Origin of the sequence: Streptomyces sp. NPDC002698, from assembly GCF_042888945.1 — a bacterium.
Taxonomy (GTDB): Bacteria; Actinomycetota; Actinomycetes; order Streptomycetales; family Streptomycetaceae; genus Streptomyces.
On sequence record NZ_JBIAQM010000010.1, the window covers coordinates 106846 to 124030 of the forward strand.

The 17185-nt window shown below is 70.8% G+C and carries 13 protein-coding genes; 6 read left to right on the plus strand and 7 right to left on the minus strand.

Features of this window, described 5'->3' with window-relative positions; genetic code table 11:
- Window positions 1-166: 166 nt before the first annotated feature.
- Entirely contained in the window at window positions 167-1054 is an 888-nt protein-coding gene (gene panB, locus ACFYW9_RS16815) for a 3-methyl-2-oxobutanoate hydroxymethyltransferase (RefSeq protein ID WP_329299320.1), read from the minus strand.
- Window positions 1055-1304: 250 nt separating this feature from the next.
- On the opposite strand from panB, the gene ACFYW9_RS16820 reads away from it, so the two are divergent.
- The 4 genes from ACFYW9_RS16820 (at window position 1305) to ACFYW9_RS16835 (ending at window position 6317) form a co-directional block, all read left to right on the plus strand.
- Window positions 1305-2906 carry an MFS transporter gene (locus tag ACFYW9_RS16820; protein WP_389150335.1) on the plus strand — a complete coding sequence of 534 codons (1602 nt, stop codon included), beginning with the start codon at window positions 1305-1307 and terminating at the stop codon, window positions 2904-2906.
- A 127-nt stretch (window positions 2907-3033) separates the two neighbouring features.
- Window positions 3034-3654, plus strand: a complete 621-nt coding sequence (locus ACFYW9_RS16825; protein ID WP_389150338.1) for a TetR/AcrR family transcriptional regulator — start codon at window positions 3034-3036, stop codon at window positions 3652-3654.
- Window positions 3655-3853: 199 nt separating this feature from the next.
- Entirely contained in the window at window positions 3854-4891 is a 1038-nt protein-coding gene (locus ACFYW9_RS16830) for an endonuclease/exonuclease/phosphatase family protein (RefSeq protein WP_389150341.1), read from the plus strand.
- 205 nt (window positions 4892-5096) lie between these two features.
- Window positions 5097-6317 (plus strand): MFS transporter, encoded by a 1221-nt coding sequence (locus ACFYW9_RS16835; protein WP_389150344.1) that lies wholly within the window; start codon window positions 5097-5099, stop codon window positions 6315-6317.
- Window positions 6318-6428: 111 nt separating this feature from the next.
- On the opposite strand, the gene ACFYW9_RS16840 is transcribed toward ACFYW9_RS16835, so the two are convergent.
- From ACFYW9_RS16840 to ACFYW9_RS16855, 4 genes are all read right to left on the minus strand, one after another.
- A complete protein-coding gene (locus tag ACFYW9_RS16840; protein ID WP_389150347.1) occupies window positions 6429-8555 on the minus strand; it encodes an NAD(+) synthase in 2127 nt (708 codons plus the stop codon).
- Between the two features lie 169 nt (window positions 8556-8724).
- Complete coding sequence (locus ACFYW9_RS16845) at window positions 8725-10677, minus strand: protease pro-enzyme activation domain-containing protein (RefSeq protein ID WP_389150350.1); 1953 nt, start codon at window positions 10675-10677, stop codon at window positions 8725-8727.
- A gap of 429 nt (window positions 10678-11106) precedes the next feature.
- Window positions 11107-11730 carry a DUF305 domain-containing protein gene (locus ACFYW9_RS16850; RefSeq protein WP_389150353.1) on the minus strand — a complete coding sequence of 208 codons (624 nt, stop codon included), beginning with the start codon at window positions 11728-11730 and terminating at the stop codon, window positions 11107-11109.
- Complete coding sequence (locus tag ACFYW9_RS16855; protein ID WP_389150356.1) at window positions 11727-12398, minus strand: DUF3105 domain-containing protein; 672 nt, start codon at window positions 12396-12398, stop codon at window positions 11727-11729. The genes ACFYW9_RS16850 and ACFYW9_RS16855 overlap by 4 nt, the downstream gene beginning before the upstream one ends.
- A 308-nt stretch (window positions 12399-12706) precedes the next feature.
- Here ACFYW9_RS16855 and ACFYW9_RS16860 point away from each other — a divergent pair, with 308 nt between their 5' ends.
- On the plus strand, window positions 12707-13141 hold the full coding sequence (locus ACFYW9_RS16860) for an RrF2 family transcriptional regulator (RefSeq protein WP_389150359.1): 435 nt from the start codon (window positions 12707-12709) through the stop codon (window positions 13139-13141).
- A 100-nt stretch (window positions 13142-13241) separates the two neighbouring features.
- Here the strand turns inward: ACFYW9_RS16860 and ACFYW9_RS16865 are convergent, their stop codons facing one another.
- On the minus strand, window positions 13242-14447 hold the full coding sequence (locus ACFYW9_RS16865) for a globin domain-containing protein (RefSeq protein WP_389150362.1): 1206 nt from the start codon (window positions 14445-14447) through the stop codon (window positions 13242-13244).
- Window positions 14448-14774: 327 nt separating this feature from the next.
- Between ACFYW9_RS16865 and glnA the strand changes: the two genes are divergently transcribed.
- Window positions 14775-16136 carry a type I glutamate--ammonia ligase gene (gene glnA / locus ACFYW9_RS16870; RefSeq protein WP_389150365.1) on the plus strand — a complete coding sequence of 454 codons (1362 nt, stop codon included), beginning with the start codon at window positions 14775-14777 and terminating at the stop codon, window positions 16134-16136.
- A 189-nt stretch (window positions 16137-16325) separates the two neighbouring features.
- Here the strand turns inward: glnA and ACFYW9_RS16875 are convergent, their stop codons facing one another.
- On the minus strand, window positions 16326-17075 hold the full coding sequence (locus tag ACFYW9_RS16875; RefSeq protein ID WP_389150368.1) for a maleylpyruvate isomerase family mycothiol-dependent enzyme: 750 nt from the start codon (window positions 17073-17075) through the stop codon (window positions 16326-16328).
- Between the last annotated feature and the right edge of the window lie 110 nt (window positions 17076-17185).

A 17185-nucleotide genomic window follows, 5' to 3' on the forward strand; every position in this document is an offset into this window, starting at 1 on the left:
AGATCGGCGGGTTGTCCATGGTGCCGCAGTGGCTCGGTGCCTCGGGACCCCCGGGTGTCCTGGGGGTCTTGGAGGTTCAGGGGACTCGGTGTCCCGTCGGCCGCGAGGGCCCGGGTCCCGGCGGCCCGTCGGTCGCGAGGGTCCGGGTCCCGGCGGCCGGGGTGCGTCAGTGGACGGAGTGCTCCTCCAGCGGGAACGTCCCGCCGACGACGTCCTCGGCGAACGCCTTCGCCGCGTCGCCCATGATGCCGCGCAGGTCGGCGTACTGCTTGACGAACTTCGGCATCTTGCCGCCGGTCAGGCCGAGCATGTCGGTCCACACCAGGACCTGCGCGTCGGTCTCGGCGCCGGCGCCGATGCCGACGGTCGGGATGTGCAGGGTGCGCGTGACCTCGGCGGCGAGTTCCGCCGGGACCAGTTCGAGGACCACGGCGAAGGCGCCCGCGTCCTGGACCGCCTTGGCGTCCCGCAGCAGCTGCTGCGCGGCCTCCTCGCCCCGGCCCTGGACGCGGTAACCCATGGAGTTCACGGACTGCGGGGTCAGGCCGATGTGCGCCATCACCGGGATGCCGGACTCCACCAGCAGCTCGATCTGGCGGTGCGAGCGCTCGCCGCCCTCCAGCTTCACCGCGCCCACCCCGGCCTCCTTGACCAGGCGGGTCGCCGAGCGCAGCGCCTGCACCGGACCCTCCTGGTAGGACCCGAAGGGCAGGTCGCCCACGATCAGGGCGCGGCTGGTGCCCCGGACGACCGCGGCGGACAGCATGGTCATCTCGTCCATGGTGACGGGGACGGTCGTCTCGTACCCCAGGTGGCAGTTGCCGGCCGAGTCGCCGACGAGCATGACCGGGATGCCGGCCTCGTCGAAGACGGACGCGGTCATCGCGTCGTAGGCGGTGAGCATGGGCCACTTCTCGCCGCGCTCCTTGGCGGCGGTGATGTCGCGCACCGTGATACGGCGGGTGCTCTTGCCCCCGTACAGCGCCTTGCTGCTGCCGGCGGCCTTGAGGACACCCTCCGCAGGCTGCTTCTGGGCAGCCGAAACCTGCGTCATCGCAACGGCTCCTTATGTCATCTCGAGGCACCCTGACGGCGTCCCCGGATCACCCCCCATGGTGGCACTTCGTGCTACGCGAGGCTAGACCGGGCCCGCCCGGCCCGATGTCGTTCACGCCACGCGCCGCCGCGCCCGCTCCGCCTTCCCCTCCGCCTCCGTCCGGAGCCCTAGGTCTCTTCGTAAGTTCTGCGTAAAGCATTTCCGATACGAGACGGTGCCGTATCGAAATGCCTCTAGGGTGGTCGTCATGACAACTTCCGCTCCTCCGCTCGAACGACGAGTTCCCGAGGCGGTGCACCGGCGCCGCTGGGCGATCCTCGGCGCGCTCATGCTGAGCCTGCTGATCGTGGTGCTCGACAACTCCATCCTGAACGTCGCGATCAAGACGATCTCGACCCCCGCGCCCACCGGGCTCGGAGCCACCCAGGGCGAGCTGGAGTGGGCCATCAACGCCTACACGCTCGTCTTCGCCGGTCTCCTGTTCACCGCGGGCCTCCTCGGCGACCGGCTCGGCCGCAAGAAGGTGCTGCTCGCCGGTCTCGCCGTCTTCGGCATCGGTTCCGCGCTGGCCGCCGAGTCCGGCTCGCCCGTCCAGCTCATCGCGTTCCGCGCGCTCATGGGCCTCGGCGCCGCCTTCGTGATGCCCGCGACCCTCGCCATCCTCATGAACGTCTTCGAGCGCGACGAGCAGCCCAAGGCCATCGGCATCTGGGCCGGCGGCGTCGGCCTCGCCATCGCGATCGGCCCGATCACCGGCGGCGTGCTCCTCGACCACTTCTGGTGGGGCTCGGTCTTCCTGATCAACGTGCCCATCGTGGTGCTCGCGATCGGCCTGATGATCTGGCTGGTCCCCGACTCCCGCGACCCGAACCCGGGCCGCCTGGACCCGGTCGGCGTGGTCCTCTCGATCATCGGCCTCGTCCTGCTCGTCTACGGCATCATCAAGGGCGGCCAGCTCGCCGACTTCACCGACCCGCAGGTCCTCGCGACGATCGGCGCCGGACTCGCCGTCCTCATCGGCTTCGTGCTGTTCGAGAAGCGCAGCGACCACCCGTCCATCGACGTCACGTACTTCCGGAACAAGGTCTTCTCGGCGGCGATGTCGGCCATCGCGCTGGTCTTCTTCGCGCTGATGGGCGTGACCTTCTTCTCGGTCTTCTACACCCAGAGCGTGCGGGGCTACTCGCCGCTGCAGACCGGCCTGCTGATGCTGCCGCTGGCCGTGGCCCAGCTCGTCTTCGCGCCGCGCGCCCGGCTGGTCGTCGACCGCTTCGGCAACCGCGCCACCTGCACGGCGGGCCTGGTGCTGATCGCCGCGATGCTGGCCGCGTTCGCCACCCTGGAGGCGGACACCCCGATCTGGCTCCTCGAGGTCATCTTCTTCCTCATGGGCACCGGCATGGCGCACATCATGACCCCGACCAGCGTCGTCATCATGCAGGCGCTGCCGCGTGAGAAGGCCGGCTCCGCGTCCGCGCTGAGCAACACCTTCCGCCAGGTCGGCGGCGCCCTCGGCATCGCGGTCCTCGGCTCCGTGCTCTCCACCGCCTACCGCAACGGCATCGAGGACAAGCTCTCCCTCGTCCCGGCCCCCCTGCGGCACACCGCGGGCGAGTCCATCGAGGCCACCCTCGGTGTCGCCGCCAGGCTCGGCCCCCAGGGCAAGGCCCTCGTCACCCCGGCGAACGACGCCTTCCTGCACGCGATGCACGTCACCGCCCTGTGCGGCGCGGGTGTCGCGGTCATCGGCGCGGTGGTCGTCGCGCTGTTCCTGCCCGGCCGTCCGGCGGCCGAGCGGGAGGGCGAGGAGGAGGCCGAGCTGGTGACGGCCGGCCTCGGACAGGACTGACACGCGCGTACGCGACCGTGGGCACCCCCGACCGGGGTGCCCACGGCGGGGCGCGTCGCGCGGTGTGCCGTCACCGCTGTGAACGGGGGAGAATGACACCTGGTCGACGATGGGAACGGAGTTCGACGTGAGCCTCGCGGACAGCCGAGACAGGCAGGTGTGCCCCGGCCGGGGACGGCCCCGCAGCGAGGCGGTGGAACGGGCCATCGTCGAGGGCGTGATGAAGCTCCTGGAGGACGGTGTCCCGCTCGCCGACATCTCCATCGAGCGGCTGGCGCGCACCGCCGGCGTCGGCAAGGCGACGATCTACCGCCGCTGGAGCGGCAGGGAAGAACTCTTCGTCGACGTCCTGCGCGGCGCCGAGCCCGCCGACCCCGAACTCCCCGGCGTCTCCATGCGCGACGACCTCGTCGTCCTGCTGGAATCGCTGCGCCGGCGCGGTCTCGTCAGCCGCTCCTCGGCGATCCTGCACAACGTGTACGCGCAGATGAAGAGCAGCCCCAAACTGTGGGCCGCGTACGACGCCACGGTCATAGCGCCGCGACGCCGGCTGGGCTACGAGGTGCTGCGCCGCGGACAGGAGAACGGCGAACTCCGCGACGACGTCGACGTCGAGCTGCTCAACGACATGTTCGTCGGCCCCATGCTCGTCCGCTCCGTCATGCGACCGGACACCGAACTTCCGGAGGGCCTCGCCGAACAGATCGTCGACACGCTGCTGGAGGGCCTGCGCCCCGCCCGCCCGTGACACGAGCTGTTTCTGACGGGGCGAATGTGCGTGTTTCGTCACAGAGGCCGCACCTTGTGCCAGGATGCGGAACTCCGAGCGCGAAGTTGTACGTCCCCTTGCCTGTACGGCCGTCCTGGACGGCGAGAACCACACCGGACATCCCCTAGGGTCGTAGTCGAGGGGCAGACGGTGCGCACGGCATTTGTGAGGCGACGGTATGGCGCAGGCGTATATGACGGAGACGGGCAGCGACGGCCGGGGGCCGGAGCGCAGAGATTCCCGGCTCCGGCGCCTGCTCGACGGCTGGCGCGGCGACCGCGGCATCTGGCGGCGCGGACTGATCCTCGCCGCCCTCGCGCTGCTGCTCGCCCTGGTGATGCTGACGCACGCGCGGATCCCGAACCGGATCGGCAACCTCGGCAGTCTCACCGAGACGTTCCTGCCGTGGCTCGGGGTGTTCATCCCGGTCCTGCTGGTCCTCGCCTTCGTGCGCAGGTCCGCCAGTGCCCTGATCGCCGTGCTGCTGACCGGCGCGGTCTGGTTGAACCTCTTCGGCGGACTGCTCACCGACAAGACCGGCGCGGGCGGCGATCTGACCGTCGCCACCCACAACGTCAACGCCGACAACCCGGACCCGTCCGGCACGGCCCAGGACGTGGCCGCCTCCGGCGCCGACGTGCTCGCCCTGGAGGAGCTGACGGCCTCGGCGGTGCCGGTGTACGAGAAGGCGCTCGCGCCGACGTACAAGTACCACTCGGTGCAGGGCACCGTCGGACTGTGGAGCAAGTACCCGCTCGGTGACGTCCGGCCGGTGGACATCAAGCTGGGCTGGACGCGCGCCATGCGGGCGACCGTGACGGCGCCGGCCGGCCCGGTCGCGGTGTACGTGGCCCATCTGCCCTCGGTGCGGGTGAAGATGAAGGCCGGGTTCACCGCCCACCAGCGCGACAAGAGCGCGAACGCGCTGGGCGAGGCCATCGCCGACGATCCCCTGCGGCGGGTCGTCCTGCTCGGCGACCTCAACGGCACGATGAACGACCGGGCGTTGAACGCGGTCACCGCTCAGATGCGGTCCACGCAGGGCGCGGCGGGCAGCGGCTTCGGGTTCAGCTGGCCGGCCTCGTTCCCGATGGCCCGGATCGACCAGATCATGGTCAAGGGCGTCGAGCCGGTGACCTCCTGGACCCTGCCGTCGACCGGCAGCGACCACCTCCCGGTCGCGGCCCGCGTGAAGATGGACGCCACGGCCTCTTAACCCGCCCGGAACCGCCTTTCAACCTCCTGGAACACTGGGCTCGGCAGACTTTGTTCACCAGCTAAACTTAATAGCCGGTGTTCCGCCGACCGCGTCCCGCGCACATCGCCGTGCGCGGACGCGACCGTACCCGCGCGGCCTCCCGCAGACCGCCGCGCGGCCCGTACGGAGTCCCGCTCGCCCCAGTTCCTCCGAAAGGCCTCTCATGCCTCTGGCCCTGCTCGCCCTCGCCGTGGGCGCTTTTGGCATCGGCACCACCGAGTTCGCCATGATGGGTCTGCTGCCCGACGTAGCGGGCGACCTGGGCATATCCATCCCGGCCGCCGGACATCTGGTCTCCGCCTACGCGCTCGGCGTCGTCATCGGCGCCCCGCTGCTCGCCGCGGCCACCTCCCGGATGTCCCGCCGCACGGTCCTCATCGCCCTGATGGGCCTCTTCGTCGCGGGCAACGCGCTCTCCGCCCTCGCCCCCGGCGAGAACTGGCTGCTCGCCGCCCGCTTCCTCAGCGGCCTGCCGCACGGCGCGTTCTTCGGCGTCGGCGCCGTCGTGGCCACCGGCCTGGTCGCGCCCGAGCGCAAGGCCCGCTCCGTGTCGCTGATGTTCCTCGGCCTGACCGTCGCGAACATCGCCGGCGTTCCGGTCGCCACCCTCGTGGGGCAGCACCTGGGCTGGCGGGCCACCTTCCTCGGGGTGAGCGCGATCGGCGTGGCCGCCATCGCCTCGCTGTACCTGCTGATCCCGCGGACTCCCGGCCACACCCCCGGCGGCGGCCTGCGCGGCGAACTCGCCGCCCTGCGCCCGCTGCCCGTCTGGCTCGCCCTCGGCACGACGGTCACCGGCTTCGCGGCCCTGTTCTCCGCGTACAGCTACATCACGCCCATGCTCACCGACGCCGCCGGATACGCCGACGGCAGTGTCACGCTGCTGCTGGCGCTGTTCGGGGTCGGCGCCACGGCCGGAAACCTGCTCGGCGGGCGGCTCGCGGACCACGCGATGCGCCGCACCCTGTTCGGCGGCCTGGCCTCGCTGGTGGCCGTGCTGGCCGTCTTCCCGGTGCTGATGCGTACCGAGTGGAGCGCGGCGGTGGCGGTGGTGCTGCTCGGCACGGCCGCCTTCGTCACCGGCTCGCCCCTCCATCTGATGGTCATGGAGAAGGCCGCCGCCGCGCCGTCCCTCGCGTCCTCCGCCAACCAGGCCGCGTTCAACCTGGCCAACGCGGGTGGCGCCTGGATCGGCGGGCTCGCCTTGGCGGCGGGCTTCGGCGCGACCTCTCCGGCCCTCGCCGGAGCGGGACTCGCGGTGCTGGGCCTCGCGGTGGCCGCCGCGGGCCTCGCGGTGGACCGCCGCCGCGCGGTCCCGGTGGCCGGGCACGAGCGGGTGGTCGTTACCCACGTCCCCGACCGGCCGGGCGCCCTGCACGGCTGAGCCGCCTGTCCGTCTGTTGCTTGTCCGCCTGCCGCCAGTTGTCTGCTGCCGGCCGTCAGTTGTCTATTGCCGGGCGCCAGTTGTCTGCCGCCAGCCGTCTGCCGCCAGCCGTCAGCCGTCAGCCCGCGTGTCCGTGGCCCCTTCCGTCCGCCCGTCCGTCCGCCCGGTCGTCTCCGGGAGGTCGAAGCGGGCCAGGTCGCGCAGCCAGGTGCGGGCCGAACTGTCGGACGGCGCCCGCCAGTCGCCGCGCGGCGAGAGCGAACCGCCGGCCGAGACCTTCGGCCCGTTGGGCATGGCCGAGCGCTTGAACTGCGCGAACCCGAAGAAGCGGCGGCAGAACACCTCGAGCCAGCGCCGGATCTCCGGCAGGTCGTACGCGATCCGCTCGGCCTCGGGGAAGCCGGGCGGCCAGGCACCGCCGTCCGGGTCGTGCCACGCGTGCCAGGCCAGGAAGGCGATCTTCGACGGCCGGAAGCCGTAGCGCAGTACGTGGAAGAGGGTGAAGTCGTGCAGCGCGTACGGGCCGATCTTCGACTCGGTGGACTGCATCTCCTCGCCCGGCACCAGCTCCGGGCTGATCTCCGTGTCGAGGATCGCGGCGAGCGTACGGTCGGTGTCCTCGCCGAACTGGTGGCTGCCGATGACCCAGCGGATCAGATGCTGGATCAGCGTCTTCGGCACACCCGAGTTGACGTTGTAGTGGCTCATCTGGTCGCCCACGCCGTACGTGGACCATCCGAGCGCCAGCTCCGACAGGTCACCGGTGCCGAGCACGATGCCGCCGCGCTGGTTGGCGAGCCGGAAGAGGTAGTCGGTGCGCAGACCCGCCTGCACGTTCTCGAAGGTGACGTCGTACACCGGCTCGCCGGACGCGAAGGGGTGGTCCATCTCCTTCAGCATCAGCCGGGCGGTCGGCGTGATGTCCAGCTCGGCCGCGGTGACGCCGAGGGAGCGCATCAGCTCGTGCGCGTTGCCCTTGGTGTGGTCGCTGGTGGCGAAGCCCGGCAGGGTGAAGGCGAGGATGTCGCTGCGCGGGCGGCCGGCCCGGTCCATCGCGCGGGCCGCGACGATCAGCGCGTGGGTGGAGTCGAGACCGCCGGACACCCCGATGACCACCTTCGGGCCACCGATCGCCGCGAGCCGCTGCTGGAGTCCCGCGACCTGGATGTTGTACGCCTCGTAGCAGTCCTGGGCGAGCCGGTCGGGGTCCGCGGGCACGAACGGGAAGCGCTCGATACGGCGCCGCAGTCCCAGGTCGCCGGCCGGTGGGTCGAGCAGGAACGACACCGTCCGGAAATCGGCGGTGCGGGTGGTGTGGGTACGCCGGTTGTCGTCGAAGCTGCCCGTCCGGCTCCGCTCCTGCCGCAGCAGGTCGAGGTCGACGTCCGCCACGGCGGACTGGTCGTCGAGCGGGAAGCGGTCGGACTCGGCCAGCAGCGCCCCGTTCTCGTAGATCATGGTCTGGCCGTCCCAGGACAGGTCGGTGGTCGACTCGCCCAGTCCGGCCGCCGCGTAGACGTACGCGGCGATGCAGCGTGAGGACGCCGAACGGCACATCAGCTTGCGGTCCTCGGCCCGGCCCACGGTGATCGGGCTGCCGGAGAGGTTGGCGAGGACGGTGGCGCCCGCCAGGGCCGCCTCGGCGCTCGGCGGCACCGGCACCCACATGTCCTCGCAGATCTCCGCGTGCAGCACCAGGCCCGGTACGTCCTCGGCGGCGAACAGCAGGTCCACGCCGAACGGCACGGACTCCCCGCCGACCCGGATCGCGCCACCGCGCTCGTCGTCGCCGGAGGCGATCTGCCGGCGCTCGTAGAACTCCCGGTAGTTCGGCGGGTACGACTTGGGCACGACCCCGAGGACCCGGCCGCGGTGCACCACCACCGCGCAGTTGTAGACCCGGTTGCGGTGCCGCAGCGGGGCGCCCACGACCAGGACCGGCAGGAGCTCCGCCGACCCGGTCACCACCTCCTGGAGCGCCGTCTCCACCTGGTCGAGCAGCGCGTCCTGGAGCAGCAGGTCCTCGATCGAGTAGCCGCACAGCCCCATCTCCGGGAAGACGGCGACGGCGACGCCCTCCCCGTCGCACCTGCGCGCCTGCCGCAGCACGGCCTCGGCGTTGGCGTGCGGGTCCGCGATGACGGTGTGGCCCGTGCAGGCGGCGACGCGCGCGAAGCCGTGCTGGTAGAGGGACCGGAACTCCGGCGGCTGCTGGGGAGAAGGGTGAAGTCGAGGCACCCGCCCAGTGTAATCGTCAGACCGACGCGATGGGGTCCCGGATCCCGCCGGACACCCCGGCCGCGGTACGTCCGACACGCGTCCCGGCCCCCGTACCCCTCCCGCACGCACGGGCGCGCCCGCTCCCGGAGGAGGCGGGCGCGCCCGGCTGACGGCCGTGGAGCGGACGTCAGCGGTGGTTCCTGGTGGTGGCGTACGACTCGACGTAGCCGTTCGCGGGCGAGCCGACGCCGGTGACGTCGTCGTAGCCCTTGACCGCCTTCAGCGAGCTGTCCTTGCCGAGGCCGCGGACCGAGGTCGCCAGGCCGTCGGCGGCGTCGAAGCCGTTGACGAAGTCGACGCGGGCCACGGCGTACTGCTTGCCGCCGGGCGTGTCGGTGACGTCGTGGTACGCCTTCGAGCCGGCCTTGGCGTAGATCGACGGGTTGGCGAAACCGATCGCCTTGCCGCCGCGCGCCTCCTGGGCGAGCGCCTGGACGGCCGCGATCACCGGAGCCGCCAGCGAGGTGCCGCCGATCCGGTACTCGCTGTACTGCTCCGTCCCGTCCGGGAAGGTCTGCGTCTGGCCGACCTTGAAACCGGTGTTGGGGTCGGCGATCGCCGCGATGTCCGGGACGACCCGGTTGCCCGCCGCGTTGTTGGCCTTGGCCAGCGCGCTCGGGACGACGCCCTTCTGGTAGTAGGGCGCCGCCACGGTCTTGCTGGTGCCGCCGCCCGCACCCGAGGTGAACGCGCCCGGGAACCCGGTCCAGCTCTTGCCGTCCTCGGACAGCGTGGCCTTCTCGGTGCCCCAGCCGGTCTCGAACAGGTACGTGTCGTTCTTGCCGACCGCCAGCGAGGTACCGCCGACCGCCGTCACCCACGCCGAGTTGGCCGGGGTGTCGACCTGCTTCGTACCGGTGTTGGCGACCTCGTCGCCGTTGTCGCCGGAGGAGAAGTAGAAGCCGATGCCCTCGACCGCGCCGAACTGGAACGTCTGGTCGTAGGCCGCGGCCAGGTCCGGGGTCTGGTTGGCCTCGATGTCGCCCCACGAGTTGGAGACGATGTCGGCCAGGTGCCCGTCGACGATCTTGTTGAGCGAGTCGAGCAGGTCGTCGTCGTAGCAGGAGGCGGCACCCACGTACGTGATGCTCGCGCCCGGCGCGACCGCGTGCACGGCCTCGACGTCGAGGGTCTCCTCGCCGTACCAGCCGGCCGCCCCGCACTCCTCGGTCTTCGTGTACTTCTTGGGCAGCACCTGACGGAGCTGACCGCTGGAGTACGCGGCGTCGCCGTGCTTGCCGGCGTAGGTGGCGGCGTCGAACGCGATGGTCGGCGAGGCGTACGCGTCGGTGATGGCGACCCGCACGTTCTTGCCGGTGCGCTTGCCCGCCCCGTACGCCGCGCGCAGCTGCTTGCCGGTGTAGCCCTGGACGGCGTACGGGATCTTCGTTCCGTACGCGTCCGGCAGCGTGCTCGCGGTCTTCGAGCCGTAGTACGAGGAGAACGGCCCGGAGTTCTTGAACACCGCGTCCGGAGGCGGCAGTTGATCGGCGTGCGTCGCCTTGTGCGGCGCGTTGTCCAGGCCGGTGACGGTCAGGACGGCGCCGTTCAGGGCGGCGGGCGCGGAAGCCGTCTTCGACGCCGCCCGGTAGACCTTCTTGCCCTTGGTGTAGTTGTGGAGCTGGGTGCCGAACGCCTTCTCGGCGGCGGCCACGTCACCGGTGACGGAGACGTAGTGCTGCGTCGTTCCGGTGACCTTCAGGCCCGCCGACTTCAGCCAGGTGGTCACCGCGGCGACCTGGGCCTCGGTGGCGCCGAAACGCGCCTGCGCCTTCTTGGCGCTGAGGTACTTCCCGTACGAAGCCGAGTGCGGGTCGGACACGGCCCTGGCGTACGCCGCCAGGCCCTTGGCGTCCCGTCCGGCGAGGTACACCCGGGCCGAGACCTGGGAGCTGTCGGAAGCCGCTCCCTTGTCCGCGTGGGCGGTCGCCCACGCGGGTTTGGTGCCCGCGAGCGTGTCCCGGCTCGGGCCGTCCGTGGCGTGTGCCGCGGGTATGCCGAGCGCCAGCGCGCCGGCGAGCAGGGGCAGGGTCGCCGCCAGGCTCACTCCGGCGCGCGCGGTGGCGCGGTTGGATCTCATAGAACCCCCTGCGATGCGATGCGTCGCATGTAGTGGTTGCGGTGATCCATGCGAATGCCCCACGTCCTTCCGGAGCGTGAGGAATGGATCACAGATGGGGGCAACTCTTACGGTGAACCGTTCATGTCAGGGGAATGAAAAAGCCAAGGAAAGACCAAGTGGCGGCAATTGGCGGTCATTTGGGGTGGTTTGATGTACACCCTCGCCCAGATTCGAGGGTTTTCCCTCTGTCGTGATCCGAACTCTGTAAAGAGGCGCCCGAGTTCTGTAAGCGGATCGAGTCCCGCGCGACGGGAGCGGTGGCGGTGACGGAACCGGGAAGAGGAGCGGAACGGGTCAGGGAACAGAAGCGGAACGGGTCCGGGGCGCCGCCCCGGACCCGTTCCGTACTCGCGTCCCGTCCTGTCCCGTCCCCTTGCCCGGCAGGCCCTAGTCGCGGGCCTTCGCGCCCCGGGCCTTCAGCATGTCGGCCATCAACGCGATCTCCGACTGCTGGGCGTCGACCATGCCCTGCGCGAGCCGCTTCTCCACGCCGACCGCGCACTTGGCGACGCAGCCCTCGGCCATGTGGACACCGCCCTTGTGGTGATCGGTCATCAGCTGGAGGTAGAAGACCTCGGCCTGTTTCCCGTCGAGCGTGCCGAGCCGCTTCATCTCGGTGTTGGTGGCCATGCCCGGCATCAGCGAGCCGTCCTTCCCGGACGCCATGTCACCCATGCCCATCCAGGTCATCGGCGGGTCCGGGGTCACCTTCGGCAGCTCCCACAGGTCGAGCCAGCCGAGCAGCATCCCCCGCTGGTTGGCCTGGGCCTGGGCGATGTCGTACGCGAGGCGCCGTACCTCCACGTCCTTGGTGCGGTCCCGCACGATGTAGGACATCTCGACGGCCTGCTGATGGTGGACCGCCATGTCCCGGGCGAAGCCCGCGTCCGCGGAGTCCGCGGCGGGCGTCCGCGTCCCGGAGTCGTCGCCGTCGGCGACCGCGTACGTGATCGCCCCGGCCGCGGCGAGCACGGTCGCCGCGGTACCCGCGATCCACCCGACGTGCCTCACTGGGACAGGCCGTTGGTGCAGGCCGCGCCCGGCTCGGGAGTCTGCTTGCCCTGCACGAACTCCGAGAGGAACGCGTCGACGTTCTTGTCCTTCGCGCCGGTCACCGACCGCTGCTTGCCCCAGGCGCTCAGCATGATCGGGTCCTTCTGGTCCTCGACCGGGCTCATCAGCGTGTACGGGGTCTTCCGGACCTTCGCCGCGAGCGCCTTCACCTCGGCCTCGGGTGCCTTGCTGTTGTACGTCACCCACACCGCGCCGTGCTCCAGGGAGTGCACGGCGTTCATGTTGTCGACGGCCTTGTCGTAGACGTCGCCGTTGCAGTTCATCCACACCTGGTTGTGGTCACCGCCGACCGGCGGCTCCATCGCGTACGCCACGGTCTTCGAGACGTGGTTGCGCGTCAGGGTGCCCTTCCAGGTGTTCACCCCGTCCGCGCCCGTGACGAAGTGCCCCGACGGCTGCTTCGTGTCGCTCGCCGTGTCCTTCTTGCCGTCGTCCGACTGCGACTGGACGAGCACGACGGCACCGGCGACAAGACCGGCGACGGCGACCGTGCTGGCCGCGATCACGAGGAACCGGTTGCGCCGTTCGCGGGCGCGCTCGGCACGGCGCAGCTCCTCGATGCGGTCCTTGCGCGATCCGGTGCTGGTGTTCTTGGCGGAACCCATGGTGAGTCCTTATGAGGATGGGACGGGCGGGTGCGCCGATCGTAATCGGGCAGGGAGGCGCGTCGGCAGTGAGGGCGCGGGATTGGCCCGGGGAATGCACGGGATTGGCCGAAGGAGTGGGTGGACGGGAGCGGGTCGATGTGGGTGGGACGGATGCGAACCGCCCCGCCCGCATCGCCTCCGGACCCGCATCGCCTCCGGACCCGAACCGCCCCCGGACCCGAACCGCCCCCGGATTCGAATCGCCCCCGGACCCGAGCCGGAAAGAAAATTTGAACCGGAGATGCGTATTACCTACCCTGTCGGGTATGCGGCTGCTGCGCTCCACCGACCTGGCTCTTCGCGTCCTGATGCGACTGGCCGTCGTCGGCGACTCGACGCCCACCACGCGCGAGGTCGCGGACGACATGAGGGTCCCCTACACGCACACCGCCAAGGTCGTCGCCGAACTCCAGCACCTCGGGCTGCTCGACGCCCGGCGCGGCAGGGGAGGCGGTCTCACGCTCACCGAGAAGGGGCGCGTGGAGTCCGTCGGCGCGATCGTGCGCGTCTTCGAGGGAGAGGGCGACGTCGTCGAGTGCGAGGGCGACACGCCGTGCCCGCTCGTCTCTGCGTGCCGGCTGCGGGGCGCCCTGCGGCGGGCCCAGGAGGCCTTCTACGCCACTCTGGACCCGCTGACCATCGCCGACGTCGTCGCGGAGCCGACCGGGCCCGTGCTGCTGGGGATCACCCGCAGGCCGTAGCGGATCCGGACCGGTCCGAACGGCACCCCTCGGGCCCGCGGCCGGCCGGAGGTCCGGTGCGGGCCCCGGCCCCGGGCCGGTCGGGGGTACGGTCCCGGGCTCAGCCCTGGGCCAGCCAGAGGTCCGGTCCGAACACCTCGTAGTGGATGTCGGAGGCGGGCACGCCCTTGTCGAGGAGCTGCGTCCGTACCGCGCGCATGAAGGGCAGCGGGCCGCACAGGTAGGCGTGCGTGCCCGGTCGCACGGTCACTCCGGAGAGGTCGACCAGACCGGTCCGTCCGGCGGGGTGGCCGGGCTCGGGCCGCTCGTACCAGAAGTGGGTCTCCGCGTCGGCGAGCTTGCCCGCGAACGCCTCGTGGTCGGCGCGCAGCGCGTGCTCGGCGGGGGAGCGGTCGGCGTGCACCACGGTGACCGGGGCCTTGTGGCCGGAGATCGCGAGCTGCTCCAGCATGGCGATCATCGGGGTGACACCGATGCCCGCCGAGGCGAGGAGGAGGGGGGCGTCCGTGTCGTCGAGGACCAGGTCGCCGTACGGCGCGGAGACCTCCAGGACGCTGCCCTCGCGGACGTGGGCGTGCAGATGGTTGGAGACCTCGCCCTCGGGGCTCGTCACGCCGGCGTTCTCGTCGGCGCGCACCCGCTTGACGCTGATCCGGCGTACCGGCGAACCGGGCGCGCTGGAGAGGCTGTACTGACGTATCTGGCGGGCGCCGTCCGGGAGCTCCACGCCGACCGAGACGTACTGGCCCGCGCGGAAGTCCGGCAGGGCTCCGCCGTCGGCCGGGCGGATCCGGAAGGTGGCGACGTCGGCGGTCTCCTCGACGCGCTCGGTGACCACCCAGGGGCGCAGGGACCCGTCGTCCGCGTTCTCGTCGTACAGGCGCTTCTCGATGGCGATCAGGGCGTTCGCCATGAGCCAGTACACCTCGTCCCAGGCGGCGGCGACCTCCGCGGTGACCGCGTCGCCGAGCACCTCGACGATGGCGGCGAACAGGTGCTCGTGCACGACCTTGTACTGCTCGGGCGCGACACCCAGGGAGGCGTGCTTGTGGGCGATGCGGCTCAGCATCGCGTCGGGCCGCTCGTCGGGGTGGCCGACCAGGTAGGTCGCGAAGCCGGCGATGGATCCCGCGAGGGCCTGGCGCTGGGTGCCCGCGGCCTGGTTGCCGCGGTTGAACAGGTCCCTGAGCAGCTCGGGGTGGGCGCTGAACAGCCGGGAGTAGAAGCGCTCGGTGATCTCGCCGATGGCGGCGCCGACCACGGGGAGAGTCGCGCGCACGGTGGCAGCGGATTGTTCGGACAGCATCAGGACTCCTCGAAGCCGGGGCCGGAGCGGGGGGTTGCACCTCTCCGCATGGATCGCACACTAATAAAACTTGCATCTGAGATGCAAATTTAAAAACGAGGGACGGGCGAGTACCGGCCCGCCCTTACGGGTGCGCGTGTGAGCAGGCAGTATGTGCGGCAGAGCAGGACACCTTCCGTACGCGAGGCGTTCAGGCCGAGGTCGCCCGGCCGATCATGGTCCGCAACGCGCACGAAATGGTGTTGTGGTGGGATGCTCAGGTGCGCCGATCGTCTTCGAGGCGTGGGAGCAGGCGGCCTGACCAGCAAGGATGGGTGGAAGCGGAAGATGGACAAGCAGCAGGAGTTCGTGCTCCGGACACTGGAGGAGCGTGACATCCGGTTCGTACGTCTGTGGTTCACGGACGTACTCGGCTTCCTCAAGTCGGTGGCCGTGGCCCCGGCCGAGCTGGAACAGGCCTTCGACGAGGGCATCGGCTTCGACGGCTCGGCCATCGAGGGCTTCGCCCGTGTATACGAGTCCGACATGATCGCCAAGCCGGACCCGGGCACCTTCCAGGTGCTGCCCTGGCGCGCCGAGGCCCCCGGCACGGCCCGCATGTTCTGCGACATCCTCATGCCGGACGGCTCCCCGTCCTTCGCGGACCCGCGCTACGTCCTCAAGCGCGCCCTCGCCAAGACCTCGGACCTGGGCTTCACCTTCTACACCCACCCCGAGATCGAGTTCTTCCTGCTGAAGGACCGCCCCCTGGACGGCTCACGGCCCACCCCGGCCGACAACTCCGGCTACTTCGACCACACCCCGCAGAACGTCGGCCAGGACTTCCGGCGCCAGGCCATCACGATGCTGGAGTCGATGGGCATCTCGGTCGAGTTCAGCCATCACGAGGGCGCCCCCGGCCAGCAGGAGATCGACCTGCGCTACGCCGACGCGCTCTCCACGGCCGACAACATCATGACCTTCCGGCTGATCATGAAGCAGGTCGCGCTGGAGCAGGGCGTGCAGGCCACCTTCATGCCGAAGCCGTTCTCGGAGTACCCGGGCAGCGGCATGCACACCCACCTCTCCCTCTTCGAGGGCGACCGCAACGCGTTCTACGAGTCCGGCTCGGAGTACCAGCTCTCCAAGGTCGGACGCTCCTTCATCGCCGGCCTCCTGAAGCACGCCGCGGAGATCTCCGCCGTCACCAACCAGTGGGTCAACTCCTACAAGCGCATCTGGGGCGGCTCGGAGCGCACCGCGGGCGCCGGTGGCGAGGCCCCCTCGTACATCTGCTGGGGCCACAACAACCGCTCCGCCCTCGTCCGCGTGCCGATGTACAAGCCCGGCAAGACCGGCTCCGCGCGGGTCGAGGTCCGCTCGATCGACTCGGGCGCGAACCCGTACCTCGCGTACGCGCTGCTCCTGGCCGCGGGCCTGAAGGGCATCGAGGAGGGGTACGAGCTCCCGCCGGGCGCCGACGACGACGTCTGGGCCCTCTCCGACGCCGAGCGTCGCGCCATGGGCATCGAGCCCCTCCCGCAGAACCTCGGCGAGGCCCTGACGCTCATGCAGCGCAGCGAACTCGTCGCCGAGACCCTCGGCGAGCACGTCTTCGACTTCTTCCTGCGCAACAAGAAGGCGGAATGGGAGGAGTACCGCAGCGAGGTCACGGCGTTCGAGCTGCGGAAGAACCTGCCGGTGCTGTAGGCGCAGGTCAGGCACATTTCTTTGTGGTCCGGCACGCGGGGCCCACGGTCGATGACCGTGGGCCCCGCTGCCGTCCTCACCACCTCTGGGCCGTCTGTGGGCCGTCCGCCCCGGAAACGCCGCCTTCGTGCACGCTGTCGAGTGCGCACGGGGAGGTGCCACGGTGCGGTCGGCTCCAGCGGATCGGGTTCAGGCCCAGCCCGGCGTCGGCGGGAGCGGCCATCCGGGCGGGGTCGGTAGCGGAACGTCCGACCGGAGCGGCGTGTCCGTGCCTCGCCCGGCGAGCCAGGCGAGGATGGAGCGACCCGAGCCGGTGACGGTGGGGCCGGCCGGGGCCAGGGTCCAGGCGCGATCGAGGTCGGTGGCCCGGATGCGGGCCACCGGGAAGCCGCGTGCGGCGAGCGTGGCGACGGTGTCGTCAAGCGCCCATGTGACGTAGCCGGAAGGCCAGTCGGCCGTGGTGTACCCCAGGTTCAGGTCGACGTGATGGGTCTCGAGTTCACGCCGGCAGCGTTGGAGAGTGAACCAGGCGGGGTGCCGCCATCCTGCGAGTGCGGTGACGAGGACGAACCAGCGTTCGGCCGGCATGGCTCGGGCCTCGTCGAGCAGTCGGTCAAGACTGCCGCGCAGGTCGGCGACGAGCTCACCGGCGGAGCGCTCGGCGCCCTCGCGCAGCGCACGGTCGAGGACGGCGGCGTTCGCCCGCGGGCCGGGCTCCGTGCCGGTGCGGGCCAGTGTCAGCAGCCACCGGTAGACGTCGGCGCTGCGGGCGAGGTGGGTGATGACGTGGCCGCGGCTCCAGCCGGGCAGTGCTGACGGCTCGCGGGCCTGGAGGCGGGTCAGCGAGCCGAGGCCGGTGCCGACTCGTGCGACGGAGGCTCGGATCTCGTCGAGGAGGAGATCGATGTCTGCGAGAACGATGTCGGTGGTCCCGGGCACGGCCGTTACCTTACGGTCGGCTGACGAGCCGGAGGACGTGGGTGCGACCAACAGCCCACGAGACGCCGCGTCGAGGGGTACCGCAGCGAGGTCAGGGCCTTCGAGCTGCG